26 protein-coding genes and 2 pseudogenes are annotated in these 23,642 nt (G+C 34.8%); 25 read left to right on the forward strand and 3 right to left on the reverse strand.

What is annotated here, in order from left to right; translation table 11 throughout:
* Positions 1–2: 2 nt before the first annotated feature.
* The 5 genes from nusB to dapB all read left to right on the forward strand — a co-directional run bounded on the left by nusB (position 3) and on the right by dapB (position 3,436).
* A complete protein-coding gene (gene nusB, locus KP710_RS00330; protein ID WP_065264969.1) occupies positions 3–437 on the forward strand; it encodes a transcription antitermination factor NusB in 435 nt (144 codons plus the stop codon).
* Between the two features lie 66 nt (positions 438–503).
* Complete coding sequence (thiL, locus tag KP710_RS00335) at positions 504–1,490, forward strand: thiamine-phosphate kinase (protein ID WP_215770825.1); 987 nt, start codon at positions 504–506, stop codon at positions 1,488–1,490.
* A complete protein-coding gene (locus KP710_RS00340; protein WP_215770826.1) occupies positions 1,487–1,978 on the forward strand; it encodes a phosphatidylglycerophosphatase A family protein in 492 nt (163 codons plus the stop codon). The genes thiL and KP710_RS00340 overlap by 4 nt, the downstream gene beginning before the upstream one ends.
* Positions 1,978–2,607 carry a LysE family transporter gene (locus KP710_RS00345; RefSeq protein ID WP_215770827.1) on the forward strand — a complete coding sequence of 210 codons (630 nt, stop codon included), beginning with the start codon at positions 1,978–1,980 and terminating at the stop codon, positions 2,605–2,607. Before KP710_RS00340 ends, KP710_RS00345 begins: the two co-directional genes overlap by 1 nt.
* Before the next feature lie 16 nt (positions 2,608–2,623).
* A complete protein-coding gene (gene dapB, locus KP710_RS00350; protein ID WP_215770828.1) occupies positions 2,624–3,436 on the forward strand; it encodes a 4-hydroxy-tetrahydrodipicolinate reductase in 813 nt (270 codons plus the stop codon).
* Here the strand turns inward: dapB and yfaE are convergent.
* Positions 3,431–3,679 (reverse strand): class I ribonucleotide reductase maintenance protein YfaE, encoded by a 249-nt coding sequence (yfaE, locus tag KP710_RS00355; protein WP_044232385.1) that lies wholly within the window; start codon positions 3,677–3,679, stop codon positions 3,431–3,433. The genes dapB and yfaE overlap by 6 nt on opposite strands.
* Before the next feature lie 48 nt (positions 3,680–3,727).
* Here yfaE and KP710_RS00360 point away from each other — a divergent pair, with 48 nt between their 5' ends.
* The 13 genes and pseudogenes from KP710_RS00360 (at position 3,728) to KP710_RS00415 (ending at position 15,555) form a co-directional block, all read left to right on the forward strand.
* Positions 3,728–4,429, forward strand: a complete 702-nt coding sequence (locus KP710_RS00360) for a hypothetical protein (protein WP_252346343.1) — start codon at positions 3,728–3,730, stop codon at positions 4,427–4,429.
* A 123-nt stretch (positions 4,430–4,552) separates the two neighbouring features.
* Positions 4,553–5,542: a phenylalanine--tRNA ligase subunit alpha gene (pheS, locus tag KP710_RS00365; protein ID WP_215770830.1), complete on the forward strand. Its 990-nt coding sequence runs from the start codon at positions 4,553–4,555 to the stop codon at positions 5,540–5,542.
* A gap of 33 nt (positions 5,543–5,575) precedes the next feature.
* Positions 5,576–7,963 (forward strand): phenylalanine--tRNA ligase subunit beta, encoded by a 2,388-nt coding sequence (pheT, locus tag KP710_RS00370; RefSeq protein ID WP_215770831.1) that lies wholly within the window; start codon positions 5,576–5,578, stop codon positions 7,961–7,963.
* A 1-nt stretch (position 7,964) separates the two neighbouring features.
* On the forward strand, positions 7,965–8,255 hold the full coding sequence (locus KP710_RS00375; protein ID WP_106014238.1) for an integration host factor subunit alpha: 291 nt from the start codon (positions 7,965–7,967) through the stop codon (positions 8,253–8,255).
* A gap of 52 nt (positions 8,256–8,307) precedes the next feature.
* Positions 8,308–8,793, forward strand: coding sequence for an NlpC/P60 family protein (locus KP710_RS00380; RefSeq protein WP_046950270.1), 486 nt, complete (start codon positions 8,308–8,310; stop codon positions 8,791–8,793).
* Between the two features lie 64 nt (positions 8,794–8,857).
* Entirely contained in the window at positions 8,858–9,811 is a 954-nt protein-coding gene (locus KP710_RS00385) for a helix-turn-helix transcriptional regulator (RefSeq protein ID WP_065264963.1), read from the forward strand.
* 58 nt (positions 9,812–9,869) lie between these two features.
* Positions 9,870–9,941, forward strand: a pseudogene (locus KP710_RS09550) (5' nucleotidase, NT5C type); the annotation flags it as partial.
* A gap of 55 nt (positions 9,942–9,996) precedes the next feature.
* On the forward strand, positions 9,997–10,854 hold the full coding sequence (locus tag KP710_RS00390; RefSeq protein ID WP_215770832.1) for a hypothetical protein: 858 nt from the start codon (positions 9,997–9,999) through the stop codon (positions 10,852–10,854).
* 53 nt (positions 10,855–10,907) lie between these two features.
* Complete coding sequence (locus KP710_RS00395; RefSeq protein WP_065264961.1) at positions 10,908–11,603, forward strand: uracil-DNA glycosylase family protein; 696 nt, start codon at positions 10,908–10,910, stop codon at positions 11,601–11,603.
* A gap of 146 nt (positions 11,604–11,749) precedes the next feature.
* On the forward strand, positions 11,750–13,384 hold the full coding sequence (locus tag KP710_RS00400; RefSeq protein WP_065264960.1) for a leucine-rich repeat domain-containing protein: 1,635 nt from the start codon (positions 11,750–11,752) through the stop codon (positions 13,382–13,384).
* 132 nt (positions 13,385–13,516) lie between these two features.
* Positions 13,517–14,218 (forward strand): SIR2 family NAD-dependent protein deacylase, encoded by a 702-nt coding sequence (locus KP710_RS00405; RefSeq protein ID WP_065264959.1) that lies wholly within the window; start codon positions 13,517–13,519, stop codon positions 14,216–14,218.
* A 112-nt stretch (positions 14,219–14,330) separates the two neighbouring features.
* Complete coding sequence (locus KP710_RS00410; RefSeq protein ID WP_065264958.1) at positions 14,331–14,828, forward strand: opioid growth factor receptor-related protein; 498 nt, start codon at positions 14,331–14,333, stop codon at positions 14,826–14,828.
* Positions 14,829–14,838: 10 nt separating this feature from the next.
* On the forward strand, positions 14,839–15,555 hold the full coding sequence (locus KP710_RS00415; RefSeq protein ID WP_065264957.1) for a hypothetical protein: 717 nt from the start codon (positions 14,839–14,841) through the stop codon (positions 15,553–15,555).
* Positions 15,556–15,612: 57 nt separating this feature from the next.
* Here the strand turns inward: KP710_RS00415 and KP710_RS00420 are convergent, their stop codons facing one another.
* Complete coding sequence (locus KP710_RS00420) at positions 15,613–16,614, reverse strand: virulence RhuM family protein/type II toxin-antitoxin system death-on-curing family toxin (protein WP_065264956.1); 1,002 nt, start codon at positions 16,612–16,614, stop codon at positions 15,613–15,615.
* A gap of 218 nt (positions 16,615–16,832) precedes the next feature.
* On the opposite strand from KP710_RS00420, the gene KP710_RS00425 reads away from it, so the two are divergent.
* The 7 genes and pseudogenes from KP710_RS00425 (at position 16,833) to tnpA (ending at position 22,423) form a co-directional block, all read left to right on the forward strand.
* On the forward strand, positions 16,833–17,033 hold the full coding sequence (locus KP710_RS00425) for a DNA translocase FtsK (protein WP_005637831.1): 201 nt from the start codon (positions 16,833–16,835) through the stop codon (positions 17,031–17,033).
* Positions 17,030–17,875, forward strand: coding sequence for an SIR2 family NAD-dependent protein deacylase (locus KP710_RS00430; protein WP_215770833.1), 846 nt, complete (start codon positions 17,030–17,032; stop codon positions 17,873–17,875). The genes KP710_RS00425 and KP710_RS00430 overlap by 4 nt, the downstream gene beginning before the upstream one ends.
* Positions 17,875–18,636 carry a PP2C family protein-serine/threonine phosphatase gene (locus KP710_RS00435; protein ID WP_065264954.1) on the forward strand — a complete coding sequence of 254 codons (762 nt, stop codon included), beginning with the start codon at positions 17,875–17,877 and terminating at the stop codon, positions 18,634–18,636. Before KP710_RS00430 ends, KP710_RS00435 begins: the two co-directional genes overlap by 1 nt.
* A gap of 70 nt (positions 18,637–18,706) precedes the next feature.
* A complete protein-coding gene (locus KP710_RS09380) occupies positions 18,707–18,877 on the forward strand; it encodes a hypothetical protein (RefSeq protein ID WP_252346345.1) in 171 nt (56 codons plus the stop codon).
* Between the two features lie 9 nt (positions 18,878–18,886).
* Entirely contained in the window at positions 18,887–19,675 is a 789-nt protein-coding gene (locus tag KP710_RS00440; protein WP_252346346.1) for a restriction endonuclease, read from the forward strand.
* A 92-nt stretch (positions 19,676–19,767) separates the two neighbouring features.
* On the forward strand, positions 19,768–21,819 hold the full coding sequence (locus tag KP710_RS00445) for an AAA family ATPase (protein WP_065264953.1): 2,052 nt from the start codon (positions 19,768–19,770) through the stop codon (positions 21,817–21,819).
* 150 nt (positions 21,820–21,969) lie between these two features.
* Positions 21,970–22,423, forward strand: a pseudogene (gene tnpA, locus KP710_RS00450) (IS200/IS605 family transposase).
* Between the two features lie 127 nt (positions 22,424–22,550).
* Here tnpA and KP710_RS00455 read toward each other — a convergent pair.
* Positions 22,551–23,633 carry an extracellular solute-binding protein gene (locus KP710_RS00455; RefSeq protein ID WP_065264952.1) on the reverse strand — a complete coding sequence of 361 codons (1,083 nt, stop codon included), beginning with the start codon at positions 23,631–23,633 and terminating at the stop codon, positions 22,551–22,553.
* Positions 23,634–23,642 lie beyond the last annotated feature (9 nt).

Genomic DNA, 23,642 nt, shown 5'->3' on the forward strand with positions numbered 1-23,642 from the left:
TCATGACAGAACAAAAACAAGTGAAAAAGCCTTCTGCTCGTCGTCGTGCGCGTGAATGTACTGTTCAAGCCTTGTATTCTTGGGCGGTATCTGGCAATACTGCAGAGCAAGTTGAATTAGCCTTTGAGTTAGATCAAGATATGGATGGGGTCGATAAACCTTACTTCCGTAAATTATTTCGTCAAACAGTAGAAAATATTGAAACCGTTGATTTTTCAATTTCGCCTTATATTGACCGCGCTTTTGATGAGCTTGATCCTATTGAAACTGCAATTTTGCGTTTGGCCGTTTATGAATTACGCTTTGAATTAGATGTGCCATATAAAGTGGTTATCAATGAAGCGATTGAAGTGGCAAAAGTATTCGGTGCAGATGAAAGCCATAAATATATCAATGGCGTACTTGATAAAATCGCACCCGCATTAGGGCGTAAATAATCCTTTTAAACTGAAAATGGCGCGCGTTTCTAACGCGTGCCTTTTCTTTTATAAGATAGGGGAAAAATGGCAATGAGTGAATTTGGTTTAATTAAACGATATTTTCAGCAACAAATATTAGTTGATGATTCCGTTCAATTATCTATTGGCGACGATTGTGCGCTGGTTTCCGTGCCAGAGAATTATCAGCTTGCCATTACGACTGATACAATGGTGGAAAATACACATTTTTTACCAAGTATTTCACCTGAAGATTTAGCTTATAAGACCGTTGCAACAAATTTAAGTGATCTTGCTGCAATGGGGGCACTGCCCAAATGGGTTTCACTGGCATTAACTTTGCCAAATGTAGATGAAAATTGGATTTCAGCATTTAGTCAAAGTTTATTGCACACGTTAAAACAATACAACGTCACATTAATTGGTGGTGATACCACAAAAGGCAACTTATCTATTACGATTACGGCACAAGGTTTTGTCGAAAAAGGTAAAGGGATTTGTCGGCATAAAGCGCAAGTTGGTGATTTAATTTATGTTTCAGGCACATTAGGCGATAGTGCGGCGGGTTTAACGCAAATTTTATCGGGCAAAAGTGCGGTTGATTCTGATGATGTTTTTCTGCAACAACGTCATCTTAGACCCACACCTAGAATAGAGCTTGGACGGGCGTTAATTGATATTGCTCATGCTGCCATTGATCTTTCCGATGGGTTAATCTCTGATTTAGGGCATATTCTTGAACGAAGTCAATGTAGTGCAGAAGTTGAACTTTCTGCTTTGCCTCTTTCATCCGCGATTTTGCATAAATATGATCGAGTTCAAGCGGAACAATTTGCCTTAAGTGGTGGAGAAGATTATGAACTTTGTTTTACCATACTGCCCGAATATAAAAATGAATTAGAATTACGCTTGAAAAAATTGAACGTCGCTTGCACTTGTATTGGTAAAATTAATGAAAAGTGCGGTGACTTTTCTCCCTGTTTTTTACGGGATGGAAAACCTGTGAATATTAGGTTTTCAAGCGGTTTCGATCATTTTAAGGAATCAAAATGACAGAAAATAATCCTCTAAAAAAAATCTCTCTTTTAAATCCTATTCATTTGCTTGCCGTTGGTTTTGGCTCGGGCTTAATTCATCCAGCTCCCGGTACGTGGGGGAGTTTAGCCGGAACAATTTTAGGCGTGATGTTGCTTTCTTTATTAGGCGTAAAAATCTTTTTAATTTTTACCGCACTTTGTTTTCTGCTCGGCTGCTACCTTTGTCAAAAAACTACAGCAGATATGGGCGTACACGATCATGGTTCTATCGTCTGGGATGAATTTGTCGGCGTATTTATTGTATTAGCGGCGATCCCGTCATTATCTTGGCAATGGATTTTGGCTGCTTTTGCGTTATTCCGCTTTTTCGATATTTTAAAACCATTCCCAATTCGTTATTTTGACGAAAAACTCGAAAGTGGTTTTGGCATTATGGTCGATGATGTATTAGCGGCAATTTATGCGGTGATTGTCGTATTTGCTATTCATTATTGGATGTTGTGATGCTGAATTTAATCATTGTGCATTTATTTGGATTAATGACTCCAGGGCCAGATTTCTTCTATGTAAGCCGAATGGCAGCAAGTAATTCTCGTCGTAATACAGTTTGTGGCATTTTAGGTATAACGCTTGGCATCGCTTTTTGGGGGATGCTTTCTATGTTGGGATTGGCGGTGTTGTTCGTTACCATTCCTGCATTACATGGCGTTATTATGTTACTAGGCGGTAGTTACTTAGCATATCTCGGTTTTTTAATGGCTCGTAGTAAAAAATACGCCCAATTTGAACCGCACTCTGATACTGAATTTAATCAGCAAACCACAATCAAAAAAGAAATTGTGAAAGGGCTTTTAGTGAATTTATCCAATGCAAAGGTCGTGGTGTATTTTAGTAGCGTGATGTCACTTGTCTTGGTAAATATCACTGAAATGTGGCAAATTATCTTGGCTTTTATGGTAATTGTGGTAGAAACATTTTGTTATTTTTATGTGATTTCATTGATTTTTTCACGTAATATTGCCAAGCGTTTATACACTCAATACAGTCGTTATATTGATAATATGGCGGGTATCGTATTTTTATTTTTTGGTTGTGTGCTGGTTTATAGCGGCATCAACGAAATAATTCATTAATAAAAAAGGAAGTAACATGACATTAAAAATTGCAATCGCTGGTGCTGGCGGAAGAATGGGGCGCCAATTAATTCAAGCGGTTCATTCTGCGGAAGGCGTAGAACTCGGTGCAGCGTTTGAACGCAAAGGATCATCTTTAGTCGGGACGGATGCGGGAGAATTGGCGGGAATTGGTCAACTTGGTGTAACAGTTTCAGATGATCTTGAAAGCCAAAAAGATAAATTCGATTTATTAATCGATTTTACTCGACCAGAAGGTACCCTTGAACATATTGCATTTTGCGTAGCGAATAATAAAAAAATGGTGATCGGTACAACTGGTTTTGATGACGAAGGTAAAGCTGTAATTAAGGCTGCTTCAGATCAAATTGCTATTGTGTTTGCATCAAATTTCAGTGTTGGCGTGAATTTAGTCTTCAAGCTTTTAGAAAAAGCGGCAAAAGTGATGGGGGATTATTGCGATATTGAAGTGATCGAAGCACATCACCGTCATAAAGTTGATGCACCATCTGGCACCGCACTTTCAATGGGCGAACATATCGCAAAAACCTTAGGCCGCGATTTAAAAACGCACGGTGTATTTTGTCGTGAAGGAATCACTGGCGAACGTAAACGTGATGAAATTGGTTTTTCTACTATTCGTGCTTCGGATGTGGTGGGGGAACATACGGTTTGGTTTGCTGATATTGGCGAGCGTGTAGAAATTTCCCATAAAGCATCAAGCCGTATGACTTTCGCTAATGGCGCAGTGAGAGCTGGTAAATGGTTAGAAAATAAAGCGAATGGCTTATTTGATATGACCGATGTATTAGATTTAAATAATTTATAAATCAATTTCAATGTCACTTTCTACGTGACAACAGCATAATAAAATCTCATCAGGTTGAATAAAGGCAAGGGGGGTATCTTTATAGGATACCTTGCCTTTTTTGATCTTCACACGACAAGAACCACAATAGCCACTACGGCATTGATATTCATGATGAATATTATTTTTCTCGAGATGATCAAGTAAACTTGTTTCATTATTGAATTCTAATGTGGTTTTACTGTAGATTAGATGAATTTTCATAATAACAATGCAGTGAAATTTGCTGGGCATTATATAAGGAAAATCCATATGTTAAAAATACTGTGTTTTATAACCGCACTTTTTATTACGGCTTGTAGTTCTATTAGCAAAGAACCAGTGAAGACAGTGGATGTTTATATCAAACCTTATTATTCTGCTGAAAATGGAAAAGCAGAAAATGTATTTGTTCATAAAGAAATTGATCCTATGCTACGTGAAAATACGATAAAAGGTTATGAAAGTGCGGTGAAATTTGTAGAAGAAAATCCAGCTCGTATTTCACCCATGACGATGTTTACCTTAGCCGCGCGGGCGTACGATTTTGGCTTAAGAGATGAAGCTGTTACTTGGTTTTATCGTGGGCAAAATCGCTTGATCACCGCACTTTATGTGTTGGATTTACCAAAACAAACAGTGCAAGATAATACAGGGTTCAGCCATGTTGTAGGGCAGTTTGTTAATGCTTATGCGTTTTGCAATTTTGATAAACAAAGTCTTGCTGCCGAAAATGCGGTGAAATGGACAATTTCGAACCCTTATGAAGTGATTTTCTTACCAGCATTACCCACAAAATTTGCAGATCGTCAAAAGGCGTTGAAAGAAGCAGAAACAAAATTAGTTCAACGTTTACAGGAACAAGCACGTTTTTTTGCTAATCCAAACAATAAAGAAAAATGGCAAAAAGAGCGGTCAGAAAATTTTGTGAATGAACGATTTTGTTGGTTACAAGAAAAAATGGAATACCGATAACGTTATTCCATTTTTATTTTTGATAAACCAATGATTTTTCGCATTATTCTTTTACTTTTTAAGTACTTGGTATTATCATTACTCGGTTTTTATTTTATAGAGAAAAGAGAAGCAGGGGAAACTATGCAACATCTGAACGAGCTTGTCGAGAAAGCAAAATTAGCGATTGAATCCATTCAGGATAAAAGTTTAACGGTTTTGGATGAAATCCGTGTCGAATATTTTGGTAAGAAAGGGCATTTTACTCAATTAATGCAGGAATTGCGTAATGTGTCAGCTGAAGAACGTCCGGCTATGGGCGCAAAAATTAACGAAGCAAAACAAGCTGCGTTAGAATTTTTAAATGCAAAAAAAGCGGAGTGGGAACAGGCTGAACTTAACGCAAAATTAGAAAAAGAACGTGTAGATGTCAGTTTACCAGGTTGCAAAGTTGAAACAGGTGGCTTACACCCAGTCACTATGACGATTAATCGTGTAACAAAATTTTTCTCAGAACTTGGTTTTTCAGTTGAAAATGGCCCTGAAATTGAAAGTGATTATTACAACTTCGATGCTTTAAATATTCCTAAACATCACCCAGCACGTGCCGATCACGATACTTTTTGGTTTAATCCAGAATTATTACTTCGCACTCAAACTTCTGGCGTGCAAATTCGTACTATGGAAAAAATGCAGCCACCAATTCGCATTATGGCTCCAGGACGTGTATATCGTAATGACTACGATCAAACGCACACGCCAATGTTCCACCAAATTGAATTGCTTTATGTGGATAAAAAAGCAAATTTCACAGAATTGAAAGGTTTATTGCACGATTTCTTACGTGCTTTCTTTGAAGAAGATTTACAAGTGCGTTTCCGTCCATCTTATTTCCCATTTACTGAACCTTCAGCGGAAGTGGATGTGATGGGTAAAAACGGTAAATGGTTAGAGGTGTTGGGCTGCGGTATGGTGCACCCAAATGTGTTGCGTAACGTTGGTATTGATCCAAATGAATATTCTGGTTTTGCAGTGGGGATGGGCGTTGAGCGTTTAACAATGTTACGTTATAACGTAACAGATTTACGTTCGTTCTTTGAAAACGACTTACGTTTTTTAAAACAATTTAAGTAATTTCTCGGATTTGAATTAAAAGGATAACAACAAATGAAATTTAGTGAACAGTGGGTAAGAGAATGGGTGAACCCTGCGGTGTCCACCGAGCAATTATGCGAGCAAATTACCATGCTTGGCTTAGAAGTGGATGGTGTAGAAGCCGTTGCGGGTAAATTTAATGGTGTCGTTGTGGGTGAAGTGGTGGAATGTGCACAACATCCAGATGCGGATAAATTACGTGTAACTAAAGTGAACGTAGGCGGTGATCGTTTATTGGATATCGTGTGTGGCGCACCTAATTGTCGTCAAGGCTTAAAAGTCGCTTGCGCAACAGAAGGTGCGGTATTACCTGGAGATTTCAAAATTAAGAAAACGAAATTACGCGGTCAACCATCAGAAGGAATGCTTTGTTCATTTTCTGAATTAGGTATTGATGTTGAAGCGGATGGTATTATTGAATTGCCACTTGATGCACCAATCGGTACAGATTTACGTGAATATTTAGGTTTAAATGATAATGCCATCGAAATTAGCTTAACGCCAAACCGCGCGGATTGTTTGAGCATTGCGGGTATTGCGCGTGAAATTGGTGTGGTAAATAAACAGCCAGTAAATCAACCGCACTTTGAAGCAGTGCCAGCAACAATTTCTGATAAAGTTCAAATTGATTTACAAGCACCAGAAGCGTGCCCACGTTATTTATTGCGTGTGGTGAAAAACGTTAATGTGAAGGCTGAATCGCCAATGTGGATGCAAGAAAAATTGCGTCGTTGTGGTATTCGTTCTATTGATCCTATTGTTGATATTACTAACTACATTTTGCTTGAGCTTGGTCAACCAATGCACGCGTTTGATGCGGCTAAAGTTGCACAACCAGTTCAAGTTCGATTCGCAAAAGAAGGTGAAGAATTAGTATTATTAGATGGCTCAACGGCAAAACTTCAATCTAATACTTTAGTAATTGCCGACCAAAATGGTCCTTTAGCAATGGCTGGGATCTTTGGTGGTGCTACAAGTGGTGTGAATAGTGAAACAAAAGATGTGATTTTAGAATCCGCATTTTTCGCTCCATTAGCGATTGCAGGGCGAGCAAGACAATATGGTTTACATACTGACGCATCGCACCGTTTTGAACGTGGTGTGGATTTTGAATTAGCCCGTAAAGCTATGGAACGAGCAACCACATTATTACTTGAAATCTGTGGTGGTGAAGCGGGTGAGATTTGTGAAGCAAGCAGTGAAACTCATCTTCCTAAAGTCAATACAGTTCAACTTCGCCGTAGTAAATTAGATGCACTTTTAGGTCATCATATTGAAACAGAAAGCGTAACAGAAATTTTCCATCGTCTTGGTTTCGATGTTACTTATACAAATGATATTTGGACAGTAACTTCTGCAAGCTGGCGTTTTGATATTGAAATCGAAGAAGATTTAATTGAGGAAGTGGCGCGTATTTATGGTTATAACAGCATTCCAAACAATGCGCCATTAGCGCATCTCCGTATGCGTGAGCACAAAGAATCTGATTTAGATTTAGCTCGAATTAAGACAGCACTTGTAGATGCAGATTATCAAGAAGCCATTATTTATAGCTTTGTGGATCCAAAAATTCAAAGTTTATTACATCCACATCAAGAAGCACTTGTATTGCCAAATCCTATTTCTGTGGAAATGTCCGCAATGCGTGTGTCTTTAATGAGTGGTTTATTAGGTGCAGTGCTTTATAACCAAAATCGCCAACAATCTCGTGTTCGTTTATTTGAAACAGGATTACGTTTTGTACCAGATGTCAATGCTGAATTTGGCGTGCGTCAAGAATTTGTTTTAAGTGCGGTAATTACTGGAACGGCAAAATCTGAACATTGGGCAGGTAAAGCAGAGTCTGTAGATTTCTTCGATCTTAAAGGCGATTTAGAATCGGTACTTTCTTTAACAGAAGGTGGTAATAGAGTTCGTTTTGTTGCAAAACAATTTGATGCATTACACCCTGGCCAATCTGCTGCTATTGAATTAGATGGTCAAGAAATTGGTTTTATTGGTGCAATTCATCCATCTATTAGCCAAAAACTTGGCTTAAATGGCAAAACTTTTGTATTTGAAATTCTTTGGAATGCAATTGCGGCACGTAATGTGGTGCAAGCAAAAGAAATTTCTAAATTCCCAGCAAACCGTCGTGATTTAGCTTTAGTCGTAGCAGATAGCATACCAGCAGGGGAATTAATTGCAGCCTGTAAACAAGCAGGCGGCGAAAAATTGGTGCAAGTGAACTTGTTCGATGTATATCAAGGTGTGGGCGTCTCTGAAGGCTATAAAAGTTTAGCTATTAGCTTGACCATCCAAGATAATGAAAAAACACTTGAAGATGAAGAAATTAATGCAGTGATTTCAGCAGTATTAGCGGAGGTAAAACAACGCTTTAATGCTGAATTAAGGGATTAATATGGCTACGATAACTAAAATTGATATTACTGAGAATTTAATTGAGAAATACCAGTTACCTAAAAATGAAGCAAAAAAAGTTGTAGAAAACTTTTTTGAGGAAGTCCGGATATCACTTGAATCTGGTCATGATGTAAAATTATCAGGATTTGGTAACTTTGAATTACGTAATAAAGCTTCACGTCCAGGACGTAATCCTAAAACTGGAGATGTAGTGGCAGTTTCTGCTCGCCGAGTGGTAACATTTAAACCTGGGCAAAAGTTACGTGCTCGTGTAGAAAAAACTAAATAGTAAGCAACAAAAAGTGCGGTGAATTTCTACCGCACTTTTCATATGAAAAGGTATGAAAGTATATAAATCATTTTTAATCGCTACTGCCTCGCTATTTTTATTCGCTTGTTCCAGTTTTCAAAATGATGATTATGCGATGAACTATAAAGGTCAAATCGGCGATCCTATTATGGCCATAGCCATGTTGAGCGAACAACAACATGAATGGGCAGGTACACCTTATGTGCTCGGCGGTGTTTCACGTCGTGGCGTAGATTGTTCTGGTTTTGTGCAGAAAACTTTCTTTGATCGTTTTAATCTTCGTTTGCCAAGAAGTACAACTGAACAAGCTAATTATGGTAAACATGTACGCAAAGAAGATATTCAAACGGGTGATTTAATTTTCTTTAAAACCGGTAGAGGTCCTAATGGCTATCATGTGGGAATTTATGTAAAAGAAGATAAATTCCTTCATGCTTCCACCAGAGGGGGCGTCGTCTATTCTTCAATGAATAACCCTTATTGGTCGAAAGCCTTCTGGCAAGTCAGACGGATTTAAAAAGTATAATGCTGGAATTTTCCAGCATTTTTTATAATGATTTTTTTCAAATTTGGGAGATAAAATGTCCTCAAACTTAACCGCACTTCAAATTCAACTTGAAATTTTACGTCTTATTCCAAAAACACGTTTTATTACCGCAGAAGAAATCTTACAAAAACTTGCTGATATTGGTGTTCAACGTGATATTCGTTCAATTCAACGCCAGCTAGAAAATTTGTCTCAACAGTTTGAAATTGAGCGTGATATGCGTGATAAACCTTATGGCTACCGATGGAAATCAAATGCTAAAGGCTTGGATTTACCAATTTTAAATGAACAGCAATCACTTGTGCTTATGCTTGCTAAACAATATCTCAATGGCATTTTGCCTTCTAGCATTATGAGCTCAATGGAAGCGTTCTTTCAACAGGCCGAATATAATTTAGTTTATGACAGCCATAAAAAATCAGGGGCAGAATGGCTTAATAAAGTTGCTATTGCGCCAACTAGTCAGCCGTTATTACCTGCCAAAATCAATCCAGAAATTTTTTCTCAAATTAGTACCGCACTTTATCAAAATCGATTTTTACAGGTGCATTATCGAAGTATCCACGGTAAAGAACATAAGGCTCAGGTCAAGCCATTGGCTTTGGTACAACAAGGGCCAAGTAGCTATTTAGTCGCACAATATGAGAATGGCGATATTTTACACTTGGCTTTGCATCGTTTGATTAAGGTAACAGTGAGTACAATGATATTTGAACGCCCTGATTTTAATTTGAAATCTTATGTAGGAAGCCAAAAGTTTGGTTTTACCTATGGTCGAAAAATTCGATTAACTTTCTGCATTAATAAAGATATTGGTGGCTTTTTAACAGAAACACCATTATCAACCGATCAAACAGTAAAAGATTTTGGGGATGATTATGAAATTTCAGCAACAGTGATCGAAAGCCAAATGCTGGAGTGGTGGATAGCTCACTTTGGTGAAAATTATCAAGAAATTGAGCGTATATATTTAGAAGAAACAGTATAACGACATAAATTGTCGCTTTGTGCTTTATGATAAATCTATCTGAAGAGAGGACATTCAAATGAAACAGATTGTGTACATTGATATGGATAATGTGATGGTAAATTTTCCATCAGGTATTGCAAAGAGAGATAGACAGGTTGATGAAATCTTGAGAGTTAGAGCATAAATTAATTCAAGGTAAACATATGGGAGATTTTCAGTTAATTAGCCGTGGAGATGGATTTTATATAAATTATGAACGTCCATGCTTTTCTAATATTGGTCAACCAATAACTCAAGTTGCGCCAATTTATCATCATTATATAGATATAGAAGAAGTAAAGACGTTTATTGAATATAAAATGTTTTCAAATTTTTTTGATTATATAAAAAATATTTTATTTGGAAGTAGTTTTCCAAAAAATAAATCTTCTTCTTTAGAAAAAATCTTAGAAGATATTATAGATTATAAAGATGAGGAAGTTATAGGCGATCTAGTTAATGTATTATTTACATTAGTATGTTACGGCGATATTTATATTTTATTTGATTATGAGATATATGCTGAAAAAATTAGCAAAAGTAAAATAGATGTTAGAATAAATGATTTATATGATTTTGTTAGTAATGCAGTTGATCTTATCACCCTAAATAATTATTATGCAACTAATTCAATGAATTACATAATGAATTCTGTTTATAAAGAAACAGAATTAACCCAGAAAACTTTAAACTATTTAGATAAAAAAATAAATAAATTAATAAGAGATACTAATTTTTGTCAATCAGATATTTTTTCTATTGTATTAGTGAAAAAAGAAACTGGTTATACTAAGATTTTTACTAATAGTCATAGCATTGAATTTAATTCTTATTTTAAAAACCTTCCAGTAATAATAAACAAGAAAATAGAAGATGAAAAAACATCAATAAAATTTAATGACAAGATATATTGTTATGAATTTAATTTAAAGCAAGGTGAAGAGGTTTATGTTACTGGTAAATATAAAGATTTATTAGATAAAAATCCTATGTCTATATCTTGTGTAATTTATATTTATTAGTATAATTCTAATCGAAAAAAATCCATTAACCAAACAAATACGGAGAACATAGTATGCATCCTGCATTAAAAATAAAACTTAAAGAAAAGTTACTTCCCTTATATGATGAACTGTACATGGAATTTGGGAATGAGGCATTTAAAGAGCATCTATCACCTTTTTATGTACAAATTGGTAGTGAATGGAAAGAAAATCACGGATTGCTTTTTGTTGGAAAAGCAACAAATGGCTGGGGGATTTCTTCTAGTGCAGAAGAATTATTTGCTGATTTTACTAATGAATCAGAAGATCCCTTAAAATGGGTTGAAGATCAAAAGGGAAATGATAGCGAGTACAACACTTCAAAATCTGCTTTTTGGAGAGTTACTGAAAATATTGCTCACAGTTATTTTCCTCAAAATTGGTATAAATATATAGCATGGTCCAATTTATGTAAAGTAGCGCCAGCAGATAAAGGAAATCCAAATAATGCTGAATTTTATAAACAGAAAGATATTTGTAAAAAAATATTATTAACAGAAATCGATATTTTAAAACCTAAAGTTGTAATCCTTTTTACATCTGATTGGGATATTTTAGATCTACCTAGTGGAAAATATATTTCAGAAGAAAAATGGGGTAATACATCTTCAATTCTGTATGAATTAAATGGTGTTTATTATATTCATAGTGCTCACCCTCAAGGAAAAATAGAAGAAGATCATAAGAATGCAATAGAATCATTAATTAAAAAAATAGATAATAATTAATGTTATATGTGATAATAAATGCGTAGTTTGAAATCCCTTTCATAAAAATGAAAGGGATTTTTTATTACTTATATTTTATAGCGACATAAAATGTCGTATGTTTAATTATTATTCTTGTAAAGAAAAAATAAAAAAAGAGGTTTTACATGAATAAAAAAGAACAAGAATTACGTGATGTTTGGGAAAAATCAGATAAATTTTTGAAAAAGATTTTATATGCAAATATTGTGGGAAACTACGATATTCTTAGTTATAGCCGAACACATCAGGATTTTATTGAGAAATTTGACTACATAGAAAAATTGAAGAATCTGAAATCATTGATAATACAAGATATTGATTTCTATAAATTTAATTCAATTCCTGAAAATTGGTTACCACTTCTAGAGCAAATAGAAGAGTTATATATAGAATCACATAGCTTTAAATTATTTCCTTTTGAACGATTAAAAAATATAAAGAAATTAACTTTAGGTTATTGTAAAATTAGTAATATAAGAGAAATTGAAAGTTTAACTAGATTAGAGGAATTAAATGCTTATGAAATAAATTTCAAAATAGATAAGCTAATTAATTTAAAGAAAATAAAAATAAAATCACCAAAGATTGATGATTTAAAAAATCTGAAATATATTACTAATTTGAAATCTCTATCTATATCTGGCAGTAGAGTAGATCGTAGCTTTAATAAAGTTATTAGTAATTTAAATCAGATAAATGAACTGGATGTCAGTTTCTGTTATAATTTTGATTTTAATTGTTTATATAAATTAAAAAATCTAAAACATCTAAATATAGGACATATCTGGGAGCCAAGTATAAAACCTATTATACCTATTGCATCTAATTTAGAAAGTCTTAATCTTGAAGGTAATATATTTAAAGATCTTCATTTATTAAAGAAATTTAACAATTTAAAAAGTTTAGATGTTAGCCAATGTAATGTTGATGGCTATTTAGATTTTGATTTTCTTAAGTCATTAACTAAATTAGAATTTCTTAGATTTGATGATAATACTAATAAAATAAAAAATTTTTACTCAGTAAGATTTTGTAAAAATTTAAAAAAAATTTCATTTGAATACTCTAATTTAGACAGTATTAAGGGTTTGGAGTATTGTAAGCATTTGGAATGGATTAATGCAACTTGTTGTAATATAAAGTCTTTATCATCTTTAAGAAAATTAAATAGTTTGAAATATGTTTATCTTCAAAATTGTGGAATAACCAATATAGAACCATTAAGAAATCAAGTTAATTTAATTGAACTTGATTTATATGATAATCCAATTGATGATATATCACCATTAATAAATGTTCTAAGAATAGAGTATCTGAGTCTAGGCGGTTATAGAAACTCTAAAACAATTAATGATTTGTCAGTATTAATAGATAAAGTTTATTTAAAAGATTTAGATTTAGTAAATCAAAATATTCAAAATATCTCATTTTTAGAAAAAATGAAAGAATTACAAGCACTAAATTTATCTGGTAATGCACTTGATGAAATTGAAATAAAAAAACTTAAAAAGTTAACAAAATTAAAAGATCTTAATGTTTCAGATTGTAATATCAATAATATAAGTTATATATCTAGATTAACTAATTTGGTCTGTCTCAACTTAGATGGAAATTCAATAAAAAATTATCATCCATTACTTTCATTGAATAATTTAAAATATTTAGAGTTAGGTTTGAATATAGAGGATTATTCAATATTTACTCATAAAAACTTTCCACATGGGTATAATTGGAGATTTTTACAAAAAAATAATGATTAATAAATTAAGTTAGCTACCATAAAAACTTAACTAAGTTTAATAGATAAATGAGCTAAAATAAGTTTAGTTTTACTCCTTGAATTAGGATAGTAAAGACAATTTATATTGTTACGAATTGATAATGGAGAAAATATGACAAAACCAATTTGCGTAGTATTAACCGGTGCTGGCATTAGTGCCGAAAGTGGTATTCCAACTTTTAGAGCAGAAGATGGTTTGTGGGCAGGGCATAAAGTAGAAGAAGTTTGTACGCCCGAAGCCTTAAAGATAAACCGCGCAAAAGTATTAGAGTTTTATAATGAACGACGTCGTAATGCTCAAGCTGCAGAGCCTAATGCAGCACACTTAGCTTTGGTTGAATTGGAAGAATTTTATGAAGTTCATATAATCACTCAAAATGTGGATGATTTACATGAGCGAGCGGGAAGTACTAACGTACTCCATTTACATGGTGAATTGAATAAAGCGCGCAGTAGTTTTAATACTGATTACATTGTTCCATGTTTGGGTGATCAACTGTTAGAGGATAAGGATAATCACGGTCATCCAATGCGTCCACATATAGTCTTTTTTGGGGAAAATGTACCAATGTTTCCTAAAGCAGAAAAGTTAGTGAAAAAGGCAGATATTGTGATTGTTATTGGCACTTCATTACAAGTTTATCCAGCTAATGGATTAGTAAATCTAGCTCCATACGGTTCACTTATCTATTTGATCGATCCTAATCCCAATACAGGATTTGTTCGTAAGAAAGTGATTGCAATAAAAGAAAAAGCGGGTGAGGGCGTTCCTAAAGTGGTCGCCGAGTTATTGGAGAAAATTAAAAAATCATAGAAAACTGACCGCACTTTTTAAACAAATAGCGATTTTTATGTTGTTATTTTTTAACGACACGAATTGTCGCTATGCTGTGCTATTTTATTGTTTATTAATTAACGAGAAATGTATGCACCCCGTAATTGAATTTTATTTAGAGCAAAGAAAAAACCAATATAATTTATCTTTGCAAGATGTTTGGGCGATGCCCAAAAGAATTATTGGCGATGCTTATTTTTATATTCCTTGGCTTTTACCTGTTACTGAAAGTTCCAAATGGAATCGTTCAGTACCGGTTTTTAACGAAGAAGATCTAGCTATTTTTATTGGAGATGAAGTAATTCAAAATAAATATTTACATTCTATTGATATTATTCTGGATTACTTCTGTTTATATCGTGAAGATAATAAAATATTCCCAAAAACAGAATTGAGTGAACGTAAAGTTTGGCTACGTAATATCGGGCATGAAAGTAAGAAGATTTCCCGCATCATTCGTAGTTTAAATTATTGCGGTCATCCTGAGTTGGCTAAAAGTTTACAGCAACTGGCAATAAAATTAGGTCAAGAAAAAGGCGTAATTCAAGAAGAAACAATGGAAATTTGGGCAAATCTACTTCAACAATAAGGATAAAATGATGGTAACAGAAGATTTTAAAAAAGTGGCAGTATCCTTCGCTGGAGGAGATGGCGGAAATCCTAACTCAGATGTTTGGTTTTGTGGGTTAGAATGGGGGATTGGTGATGAAGCTTCTCCTGATGATTTTTATAAGAAATTTAGTTTAATCCCTAAATTAATACCGCACTCTTGGTTAGAGGACGATTTTGATGGTAGTTGGACTACGCAATATAATCAAAAATTATGTTGGTTTTTGTGGTATTACTATAATTTAGATTGGAAAAGTGGTGAAAGCTATGAGTATTTTGTTAGTACTTATAATGTGCTTTATCCACAGGGTATTGGTTTTAAACTAAATATGTTACCAATCAATTTCAAAAATAGAGCATCAATTCAATGGAATGAACAATTCATTAAGATGACAGGATTTGAAACATTCGATGAATATAGAGAATGGTGTGTTGAAAATCGTGGTGCTTTTTATCGTCAACTTATAGATGAATGTAATCCTAAAGTGATTATTTGTACGGGAGTCACTGAAAAAGATAACTTCTTTAAATTTTTTACTGGAGAAGCCGTATATGAAACTAAGGCGTTGAAAGAATTTAATATCTTCTATCGCAAGTACAATGATACTTTAATTTGTGTTTGCCCATTTTTTGGTGGCCCAAATGGCATTAATTCTTACGAAAAAATGGAAGCATTAGTAGAGTCAGTAAAAGAATTATGTAAATAATTTTTTTATTAAGTTTAACGTTGATAGATAAATAGCGACTTCGGTCGCTATTTATCATTATTTATCTTGCTTATGTTTAAGCATATGCATAATAAGTCTAATAAGTGTTTCTTTTTGTTTCGGATCAGATTCTGCCACTAATAAAGTGAGTGCTGCAAGCCCAGTATCATTGATAATTGGGTATCCATTATGCTCCAACAAACGCCCATTTCTATGTAAGAAATCTACAAATAAAAATGCGCCACTACGTTTGTTACCATCTGAAAAAGGATGATTCTTGACGACAAAATAAAGTAAATGCGCTGCTTTTGCTTCAATGCTTGGATAAGCGGGTTCACCAAATACACTTTGATCTAAATTGCCTAGAATCGCAGATAAGCCATTATCTCGTTCACGTCCAAACAGATCACTTGCTTCACCTTTTGCCATCAGCTGTAATTTTAACTCTGCTAGTGCAGAACAAGCCTCAGCATAAGTCGGTAATGTACCGCCTTGCTGTGTTTGTGGTTCGGCAAGTAAACCTTCATCATATTGTTGTAGCCATAAAAACGTATGCGTATAACGGCTGACTATATCCACTAATCCGCGACCACTTTCTAGCGTTAATTCCGATGAATTTGCCGTTTTTTGAATAAGCGCAAGTGCTTGTTCTAATTCGTGAGCATTTTGCTGTAAACGTTTTTGGTTAATGGTATAGCCTTGAGTCAGATATTCTTTTAAACGTGCAGTTGCCCAAATTCTAAAATTTGTTGCAGACTTAGACTTCACTCGATAGCCTACAGAAATAATAGCATCCAGATTATAATGTTTAACCTTACGAGTAACTTGCCTTTTTCCTTCTTGTCGAACTACCGAGAAATCCTCGGTAGTTAAATTTTCATCAAGTTCTGCTTCATTAAAAATATTTTTTAAGTGTAGGCTTATGTTATCTGAGCTAGTATCAAAAATATTTGCCATTTGTGCCTGGGAAAGCCAAACGGTGTCATTTTCAAATCTCACTTCCACTTGCGTTGTGCCATCTTGAGCTTGGTAAATTTCAATCGGGTTTTGGTTATTCATATTATTTTCCTTAATAACTTACATGTATATATAACTAGATAAATATGCATATTGCAATACAGATCATCTTATTTGCAAAAAATCTTCTAAAAATAACCGCTTTCAACATTCGCAAACGACACAAGTTGTCGCTTCCTTTCATATAATTTCTCCATAAAGAGAAATTCTTTACTTCTTACATATTTATAAAGCCTTTAATTAAGAAAAAGGAGCAAATAATGGCAATGAAAGTAATTATGGCAAGAGATCCACTTTTTGAGGATGTAAAAAAATTTGTTCAACAACAAAAAGTTGCATCTTGCTCAATGATTCAACGCAGATTTATGTTAGGTTTTAATCGAGCTGGACAAATTTTAGAACAGTTGGAACAAGCGGGTATTATTTCATCAATGAAAAATGGACAGAGAAAAGTATTATGAAAAATGATTTGAATTATGCAGTGGAGCTTATTCGCAAAGCGGATGGCATTTTAATTACAGCTGGTGCGGGTATGAGCGTGGATTCTGGGCTGCCCAATTTCCGCAGCGTTGGTGGATTTTGGAATGCTTATCCTATGTTTAAAGAACATAATATATCTTTTGAAGAGATCGCGACGCCACTAGCTTATAAGCATAATCAGGAACTTGCCTATTGGTTTTATGGACATCGATTAGTTCAATACCGAAATACTCTTCCTCACGAAGGGTATCAGATTTTAAAACGCTGGGCTGAAGATAAATCTCACGGATATTTCGTTTTTACGAGTAATGTTGATGGGCATTTTCAAAAGGCTGGTTTTGATGATAGCTATGTTTATGAAGTACACGGTACTTTGGAGCGTCTTCAGTGTGTCAATAATTGTCGAGGATTAAGTTGGTCTGCATCAAGTTTTCAACCTGTCGTGGATAATGAAAACTTATGTTTAACCAGTGAAAAACCACATTGTCCTTATTGTGGGGGCTTTGCTCGTCAAAATGTACTAATGTTTAATGATTGGAGTTATGCAAGTCAATATCAGGATTTTAAAAAAGTGCGGTTAGAATCGTGGTTAAAAGAAGTGCAAAATCTCGTCGTTATCGAACTGGGAGCAGGGAAAGCCATTCCAACTGTGCGTCGCTTTTCTGAACGTACGGAGAAAGCAAAAAAGGGTGGGTTTATCCGTATTAACCCACAAGATGCAGGCGTGCCGAAAATGCATTTTTTAAGTCTCGAAATGAAGGCGTTAGATGCCTTAAAAGCGATTGATAGTCTTCTAAATCCTTCTCAACAAGCGGTTGAATAATGGAAAATTTTTGCGAAATTACCTTCTGTCAACAAATTGGAAGTAACAAGCGACACAACCAAGATGCCCTTTTTAATGGCGAGTCGGTGTTTCAATATAAACTCAAAACAGCTGAAAAACGCCTTGAAAACCGACCGCACTTTATTGTGGGCGTGGCAGATGGTATTTCCAATAGCAATCATTCTGAAAAAGTGAGCAAATTGGCAATGCAATTATTAAGCCAAATGAAAAGCATAAACCGTCAAACGATCTATGATTTGCAATCTTGTTTATCAGCAGAATTGGCTGAGGATTATTTTGGCTCAGCAACCACGTTTGTGGCTGCAGAAATTGATCAAATCACTCGTAAAGCCAAAATTCTCAGCGTAGGAGATAGTCGTGCTTACATAATTGATGCACAAGGTAAATGGCAACAAATTACGCAAGATCATTCTATTCTGTCTGAATTATTGGCCGATTTCCCTGATAAAAAAGAAGAAGACTTTGCCACAATTTATGGCGATGTTTCTTCTTGTTTAGTCGCCGATTATTCCGAATTTCAAGATAAAATTTTTTATCAAGAGATTGAAATTCAGCAAGGAGAAAGTTTATTACTTTGTTCCGATGGATTAACAGATGGACTTTCAGAAGAAATGAGAGAAAAGATTTGGAAACAATATGATAATGATAAATCTAGATTGACGGTGTGTCATAAATTAATTGCGAAACAAGGGTTTTATGATGATTTTTCAGCGATTTGTTGCCATTTTATTTTTGACTAAAAACACACTAAAATTATTTTTCTAGATTGAATATGATTCAGTGAAATTTAACTAAAAATAAGGAAAAACTATGTTTGAAAAAATTGAACCTACTAATATTCGTTTTATTAAGCTGGGAAAAAACGGGTGTTGGGAAGAAAAAAGCATAACGAAAGAAAATGTGATTCGTTTAGGTTATGAATTTGAGCCAGGAACTAATATGCATGAAGAATGCCTTAATGATAAATGGGATAAATGTTGAAAATATTGTATGGAACATTGGAGCAAAGATAGTGGTGCGGTTACAAGACATGTTAATCAAATCAGAGATTTCTATACGTTGGATGAAAATACGCTTTGGATTACATTTTATGGTAGAAAGCTTTACTGGGCGTTCTGTGATAGTACTGTGCATTTAGATGAGGATCAAACTAGATGGCGCAAAGTGAAGAGTAATGGGGGAACATGGTCTTGTCTAGACAGAAATGGTGATGAACTAACAATCGATAACCTTGATGGCCGTATAACTCAAGTTGGGGCATTTAGAGGAACGATTTGTGATGTTAAATTCAAAGATTATTTGATCCGTAGAATAAATGGGGAGGTTATTAAGGAGGTCAAAAATGCGGATAAACGTTTTAAGATATTAGAATCCTCTGTTGAAAAATTGATTAAAGGTTTATGGTGGGGAGATTTTGAGCTTTTAGTCGATCTTGTTTTTTCTAGATTAGGGTGGCAACGATATTCTGTTTTAGGTAAAGAACAGAAAGAAATTGATCTTGATTTATATTCGCCTTCGACGGATAAAAGAATTTTTGTACAAATTAAATCAAATACAGACATTAAACAGTTACATGAATATATTTCAAAATTTAAAAATAAATACAATTCTGAATATTCGGAAATGTATTATATTTATCATTCAGGTTTAGAAAATATTAATAAAGAGCAAGTTGAAGCTTATCAAGATGAAGGAATTAAGCTAATAAATTGCCATAAAATGGCTAAACTTGTCATTAGAGCAGGCTTGGTTGAATGGTTGATTAATAAACGCTCTTAAATAATTTCGCCTAACGACACAATCCGTCGCTATCCTTTTTAAACTATGCTCAAACCTATTAGGTTTGAGCATTTTTTATTGGAGTGATGATTATGTCTAAATTCAAACTTAACCCACCATCAGTTTCCCCTTATACCGAAAAATTAATGCTGCAACTTTTATTAGAGCATCGAGGATTTTTAGAGGTTTTTCATGAAAATGTTTGGCACTATGACGATATTGCAGCGGCTTTAGGTTTACCGAGTGAAATGGAGCGTTGCGATGATTTTCGTTCGAAAGTAAAAAAATTATTACAAGCACGAAATAAAACGTTGCCAAAATTGACCGCTCTTTGCGTAAACGAGAATTCAATTATTCAACAAAATATTGATACGCTGACCCAATTATTATCATTGAATACTACTGAGCAGACGCTTTTCCATTTATCGGTTCAGCTACGCTTAGATGAACCATTGAAAAAATTGAGCGAGGCATTACCAAAATCTAATTTGGTAGGGGTAAGTGAGTTATTATCAAATTTATTTGGTTTGCCAAAGTCGGACATTATTTCTGCCTTAAAAGATAAGGGAAAACTATTAGGTTATGGCTTGCTTGAACGAAACTATAATCCAGATAGGTTCCATGACTATTTGGATTGGGGAAAAATGTTAGATTTTGATGAATTCATCTCAGAACCATTAAATGAACAGGTGTTATTAAAAGTTTGTACAAAACCAGCTATTGAGCCTAGTTTGAGTTTAGAAGATTTTGCTTATTTAAACGAGATGAAAACAATGATGCTGGATTATCTTCAGTCCTCATTTGCTACTCATAGAAAGGGGGCGAATATTTTAATTTATGGTGCACCTGGTACAGGAAAAACAGAGTTTGCAACGTTATTAGCAAAAGCAGTGAGTGTTTCGGCGCATAATATTACTTATATGGATGAAAATGAAGAAGTGATCCGAGCGGAGGAGCGTTTGAATAAATGCCGTTTTGCGCAAAAGGTGTTAGAAGGGCAATCTTCGTTATTGATTTTTGATGAAATAGAAGATGTTTTTCGTGCCGGTTTTTTTGAGCGTTCAGTAGCGCAGAAAAATAAAGCTTGGATGAATCAATTATTGGAAAACAATAATGTGCCGATGATTTGGTTATCAAATTCGGTTTTTGGCATAGATCCTGCTTTTTTACGTCGCTTTGATCTTATTTTAGAAATGCCAGATTTGCCATTGAAAAATAAGTCAGCACTGATTACGCAACTGACTGAGGGAAAATTAAGCCCGGCCTATGTGCAGCATTTTGCTAAAGTGCGGTCATTAACGCCTGCGATTTTAAGTCGCACAATTCGGGTGGCAAAGGAACTCAATACGTCAAATTTTGCGGAGACGTTGCTTATGATGTTTAATCAAACGTTAAAATCGCAAAATAAACCGAAAATCGAACCGCTTGTTTTAGGCAAAGCCGACTATAACTTAGATTATGTGGCTTGTAATGACAATATTCATTGTATTAGTGAAGGATTAAAGCAGTCGAAAAAAGGGCGAATTTGTTGCTATGGTCCGCCGGGAACAGGGAAAACTGCTTGGGCAGCGTGGCTTGCGGAACAGTTGGATATGCCTCTATTGTTAAAACAAGGCTCAGATTTACTTAATCCTTATGTGGGAGGGACAGAACAAAATATTGCTCAAGCCTTTGAACAAGCGAAAGCGGATAACGCATTATTAGTGTTAGATGAAGTAGATACCTTCTTATTTTCTCGAGAAGGGGTAAATCGAAGCTGGGAACGTTCTCAAGTGAATGAAATGTTGACTCAAATTGAACGCTTTGAGGGGTTGATGGTGGTATCAACAAATTTAATTGAAGTACTTGATCCGGCAGCCTTACGCCGTTTTGATTTAAAATTGAAGTTTGATTATTTAACGCTCAAACAACGTTTAGATTTTGCTAAACAACAAGCAGAAATTTTAGGGTTGCCGTTGTTATCAGAAGAGAATTTAAATCAGATTGAATCGCTTAATCTGCTGACGCCTGGGGATTTTGCTGCAGTGGCTCGTCGTCACCAATTTTTCCCTTTTCAAAAGGTGCAAGATTGGCTGATGGCACTACAAGGAGAATGTGAAGTAAAACCAGCATTTTCTGCAACGACACGACGGATAGGGTTCTAATCATTTTTTATTATAGCCAGACGAAAGTCTGGCTATAAAAACCATACGCTATGCGTATGGAGCCAAATAGCTTAACCGATGAACAGAAAAAATCCTCACTATATAATGAACAAGGCTGACAACCAAAATTCAACATATAGGAGGATTATCATGGTAAGTAAAACCAATGACGATTCAAGTCTATCACACACAAAATGGAACTGTAAGTATCACATTGTATTTATCCTGAAGTACAGAAGAAAAGCAATTTATAGAAAGTTAAGAGCAGATATAGGTCAAATATTGAGGCAGTTATGTGACTATAAAAATGTGGAGATAATAGATGCCAGCCCCTATCCATATGCTCTTAAAAATCCCACCTAAAATATCAGTATCAGGTTTTATGGGCTATCTGAAGGGGAAGTCAGCACTGATGATTTTTGAAAGACACGCGAACTTAAAATATAGATATGGAAATAGGCATTTCTGGGCGAAAGGATTTTTTGTAAGCACAGTAGGGTTAAATATAAAAGTGGTAGAGGATTATATAAGAAACCAAGAAAAAGAAGATATGGTTCAAGATAATTTATCAACGAAAGAACATGTTGATCCCTTTAAGGGGTAACCAAGGAAATAATTAGACGCGGTTGTGAGTTCTCACAACAAGCCCCTTGAGGGGCTTGTGAAGTATAGGCCCTTATAGGGGAGCCTAAAAACCGCACGTTTTACGTGCGGATTGTTATTTACTAGAATTATTTAGCTGCTTTTAATTCTTGATAATATTGTTCATAGAATTGAATTGCATCGCCAACGTCATCTTGCCAGTGACTATTTTTTAATACATCAGCTGGTGGATAAATCGCTGGATCTTCAGTGATTTCTTTTGGTAATGCTTTTTTCGCTTCTAAGTTAGCTGTTGGATAGCCAATTGCTAAGGTTAATTTTTCTGCAGCTTTAGCACCTAACATATAGTTAATAAGTTTATGTGCGCCATCTGGGTTTTTAGCGGTTTTAGGAATTGCTAGAGTATCAACCCAAAGTACAGGGCCTTCTTTCGGGAATACCATGTCTAAAGGTGCTTTTTCTTTTTTAGCAATACGTACAGAACCATTCCATAATTGACCTACTTCAACTTCACCTGAGATGAAAGAGTTCGCTGGGTTATCGGAATTGAAAGAAAGTACATTTGGACGTAGTTTTAATAATTCTTCATAGGCTTGTTTGATAATGGCTGGATCTTGAGTATTTGGATCTTGACCAATTTTCAACAAAGCGATGTTGAATACTTCGCGTGCATCGTCTAATAACTGAACTTTGTTTGCAAATTCTGGTTTCCACAAGTCAGCCCAAGAAGTGAATTGAGCGCCTTTATAAGTGTTGGTATTGAATGCAATACCTGGTGCACCTAATAATTGTGGAAGAGAGTATTTGTTACCTTTATCATAAGGTTTATCAAGCCAATCAGGGTCTAATTCTTTAATAACAGGTAATTTGCTGTGATCTAGCTCCATTAACATGCCTTCTCTAGCCATCTTAGAAACAAAGTAATTAGATGGTGCAATCACATCATAGCCACCAGCAGCACCTTGAGTTTTGAGTTTTGCATACATTGTTTCGTTTGATTCTAGGCTTGAAACGATAACTTTGATGCCAGTTTCTTTAGTAAACTCATCTAAAAGACCATCTGGTACATATTCAGTCCATGTGTAGAGGTACACGGTGTCATTGGCAGTAGCCGGAGATTTTGCAGCTTCAGCTTTGCTATCTTTATCATTACAAGCAGTTAAAGTTGCAGCTACTAAGCCTGCAGTAATTAAACCTGCGAATTTTTTCATTTTTGTTTG

The sequence above is a fragment of the Haemophilus sp. SZY H35 genome (genome assembly GCF_018829705.1).
GTDB classification, from domain to species: domain Bacteria; phylum Pseudomonadota; class Gammaproteobacteria; order Enterobacterales; family Pasteurellaceae; genus Haemophilus; species Haemophilus haemolyticus_K.

Excerpts from the sequence above, each read along its gene's own strand:
- KP710_RS00345 (WP_215770827.1), top strand. The coding sequence starts at position 1,978 with ATGCTGAATTTAATCATTGTGCATTTATTTGGATTAATGACTCCAGGG.
- KP710_RS00420 (WP_065264956.1), bottom strand. The coding sequence starts at position 16,614 with ATGAATAACCAAAACCCGATTGAAATTTACCAAGCTCAAGATGGCACA.
- KP710_RS00395 (WP_065264961.1), top strand. The coding sequence starts at position 10,908 with ATGCATCCTGCATTAAAAATAAAACTTAAAGAAAAGTTACTTCCCTTA.
- KP710_RS00400 (WP_065264960.1), top strand. The coding sequence starts at position 11,750 with ATGAATAAAAAAGAACAAGAATTACGTGATGTTTGGGAAAAATCAGAT.
- KP710_RS00415 (WP_065264957.1), top strand. The coding sequence starts at position 14,839 with ATGGTAACAGAAGATTTTAAAAAAGTGGCAGTATCCTTCGCTGGAGGA.
- pheS (WP_215770830.1), top strand. The coding sequence starts at position 4,553 with ATGCAACATCTGAACGAGCTTGTCGAGAAAGCAAAATTAGCGATTGAA.
- KP710_RS00410 (WP_065264958.1), top strand. The coding sequence starts at position 14,331 with ATGCACCCCGTAATTGAATTTTATTTAGAGCAAAGAAAAAACCAATAT.
- KP710_RS00390 (WP_215770832.1), top strand. The coding sequence starts at position 9,997 with ATGGGAGATTTTCAGTTAATTAGCCGTGGAGATGGATTTTATATAAAT.
- KP710_RS00445 (WP_065264953.1), top strand. The coding sequence starts at position 19,768 with ATGTCTAAATTCAAACTTAACCCACCATCAGTTTCCCCTTATACCGAA.
- thiL (WP_215770825.1), top strand. The coding sequence starts at position 504 with ATGGCAATGAGTGAATTTGGTTTAATTAAACGATATTTTCAGCAACAA.
- KP710_RS00425 (WP_005637831.1), top strand. The coding sequence starts at position 16,833 with ATGGCAATGAAAGTAATTATGGCAAGAGATCCACTTTTTGAGGATGTA.
- KP710_RS09380 (WP_252346345.1), top strand. The coding sequence starts at position 18,707 with ATGTTTGAAAAAATTGAACCTACTAATATTCGTTTTATTAAGCTGGGA.
- nusB (WP_065264969.1), top strand. The coding sequence starts at position 3 with ATGACAGAACAAAAACAAGTGAAAAAGCCTTCTGCTCGTCGTCGTGCG.
- KP710_RS00405 (WP_065264959.1), top strand. The coding sequence starts at position 13,517 with ATGACAAAACCAATTTGCGTAGTATTAACCGGTGCTGGCATTAGTGCC.
- KP710_RS00380 (WP_046950270.1), top strand. The coding sequence starts at position 8,308 with ATGAAAGTATATAAATCATTTTTAATCGCTACTGCCTCGCTATTTTTA.
- KP710_RS00360 (WP_252346343.1), top strand. The coding sequence starts at position 3,728 with ATGTTAAAAATACTGTGTTTTATAACCGCACTTTTTATTACGGCTTGT.
- KP710_RS00340 (WP_215770826.1), top strand. The coding sequence starts at position 1,487 with ATGACAGAAAATAATCCTCTAAAAAAAATCTCTCTTTTAAATCCTATT.
- KP710_RS00385 (WP_065264963.1), top strand. The coding sequence starts at position 8,858 with ATGTCCTCAAACTTAACCGCACTTCAAATTCAACTTGAAATTTTACGT.
- dapB (WP_215770828.1), top strand. The coding sequence starts at position 2,624 with ATGACATTAAAAATTGCAATCGCTGGTGCTGGCGGAAGAATGGGGCGC.
- KP710_RS00440 (WP_252346346.1), top strand. The coding sequence starts at position 18,887 with ATGGAACATTGGAGCAAAGATAGTGGTGCGGTTACAAGACATGTTAAT.
- yfaE (WP_044232385.1), bottom strand. The coding sequence starts at position 3,679 with ATGAAAATTCATCTAATCTACAGTAAAACCACATTAGAATTCAATAAT.
- KP710_RS00430 (WP_215770833.1), top strand. The coding sequence starts at position 17,030 with ATGAAAAATGATTTGAATTATGCAGTGGAGCTTATTCGCAAAGCGGAT.
- KP710_RS00435 (WP_065264954.1), top strand. The coding sequence starts at position 17,875 with ATGGAAAATTTTTGCGAAATTACCTTCTGTCAACAAATTGGAAGTAAC.
- KP710_RS00455 (WP_065264952.1), bottom strand. The coding sequence starts at position 23,633 with ATGAAAAAATTCGCAGGTTTAATTACTGCAGGCTTAGTAGCTGCAACT.
- pheT (WP_215770831.1), top strand. The coding sequence starts at position 5,576 with ATGAAATTTAGTGAACAGTGGGTAAGAGAATGGGTGAACCCTGCGGTG.
- KP710_RS00375 (WP_106014238.1), top strand. The coding sequence starts at position 7,965 with ATGGCTACGATAACTAAAATTGATATTACTGAGAATTTAATTGAGAAA.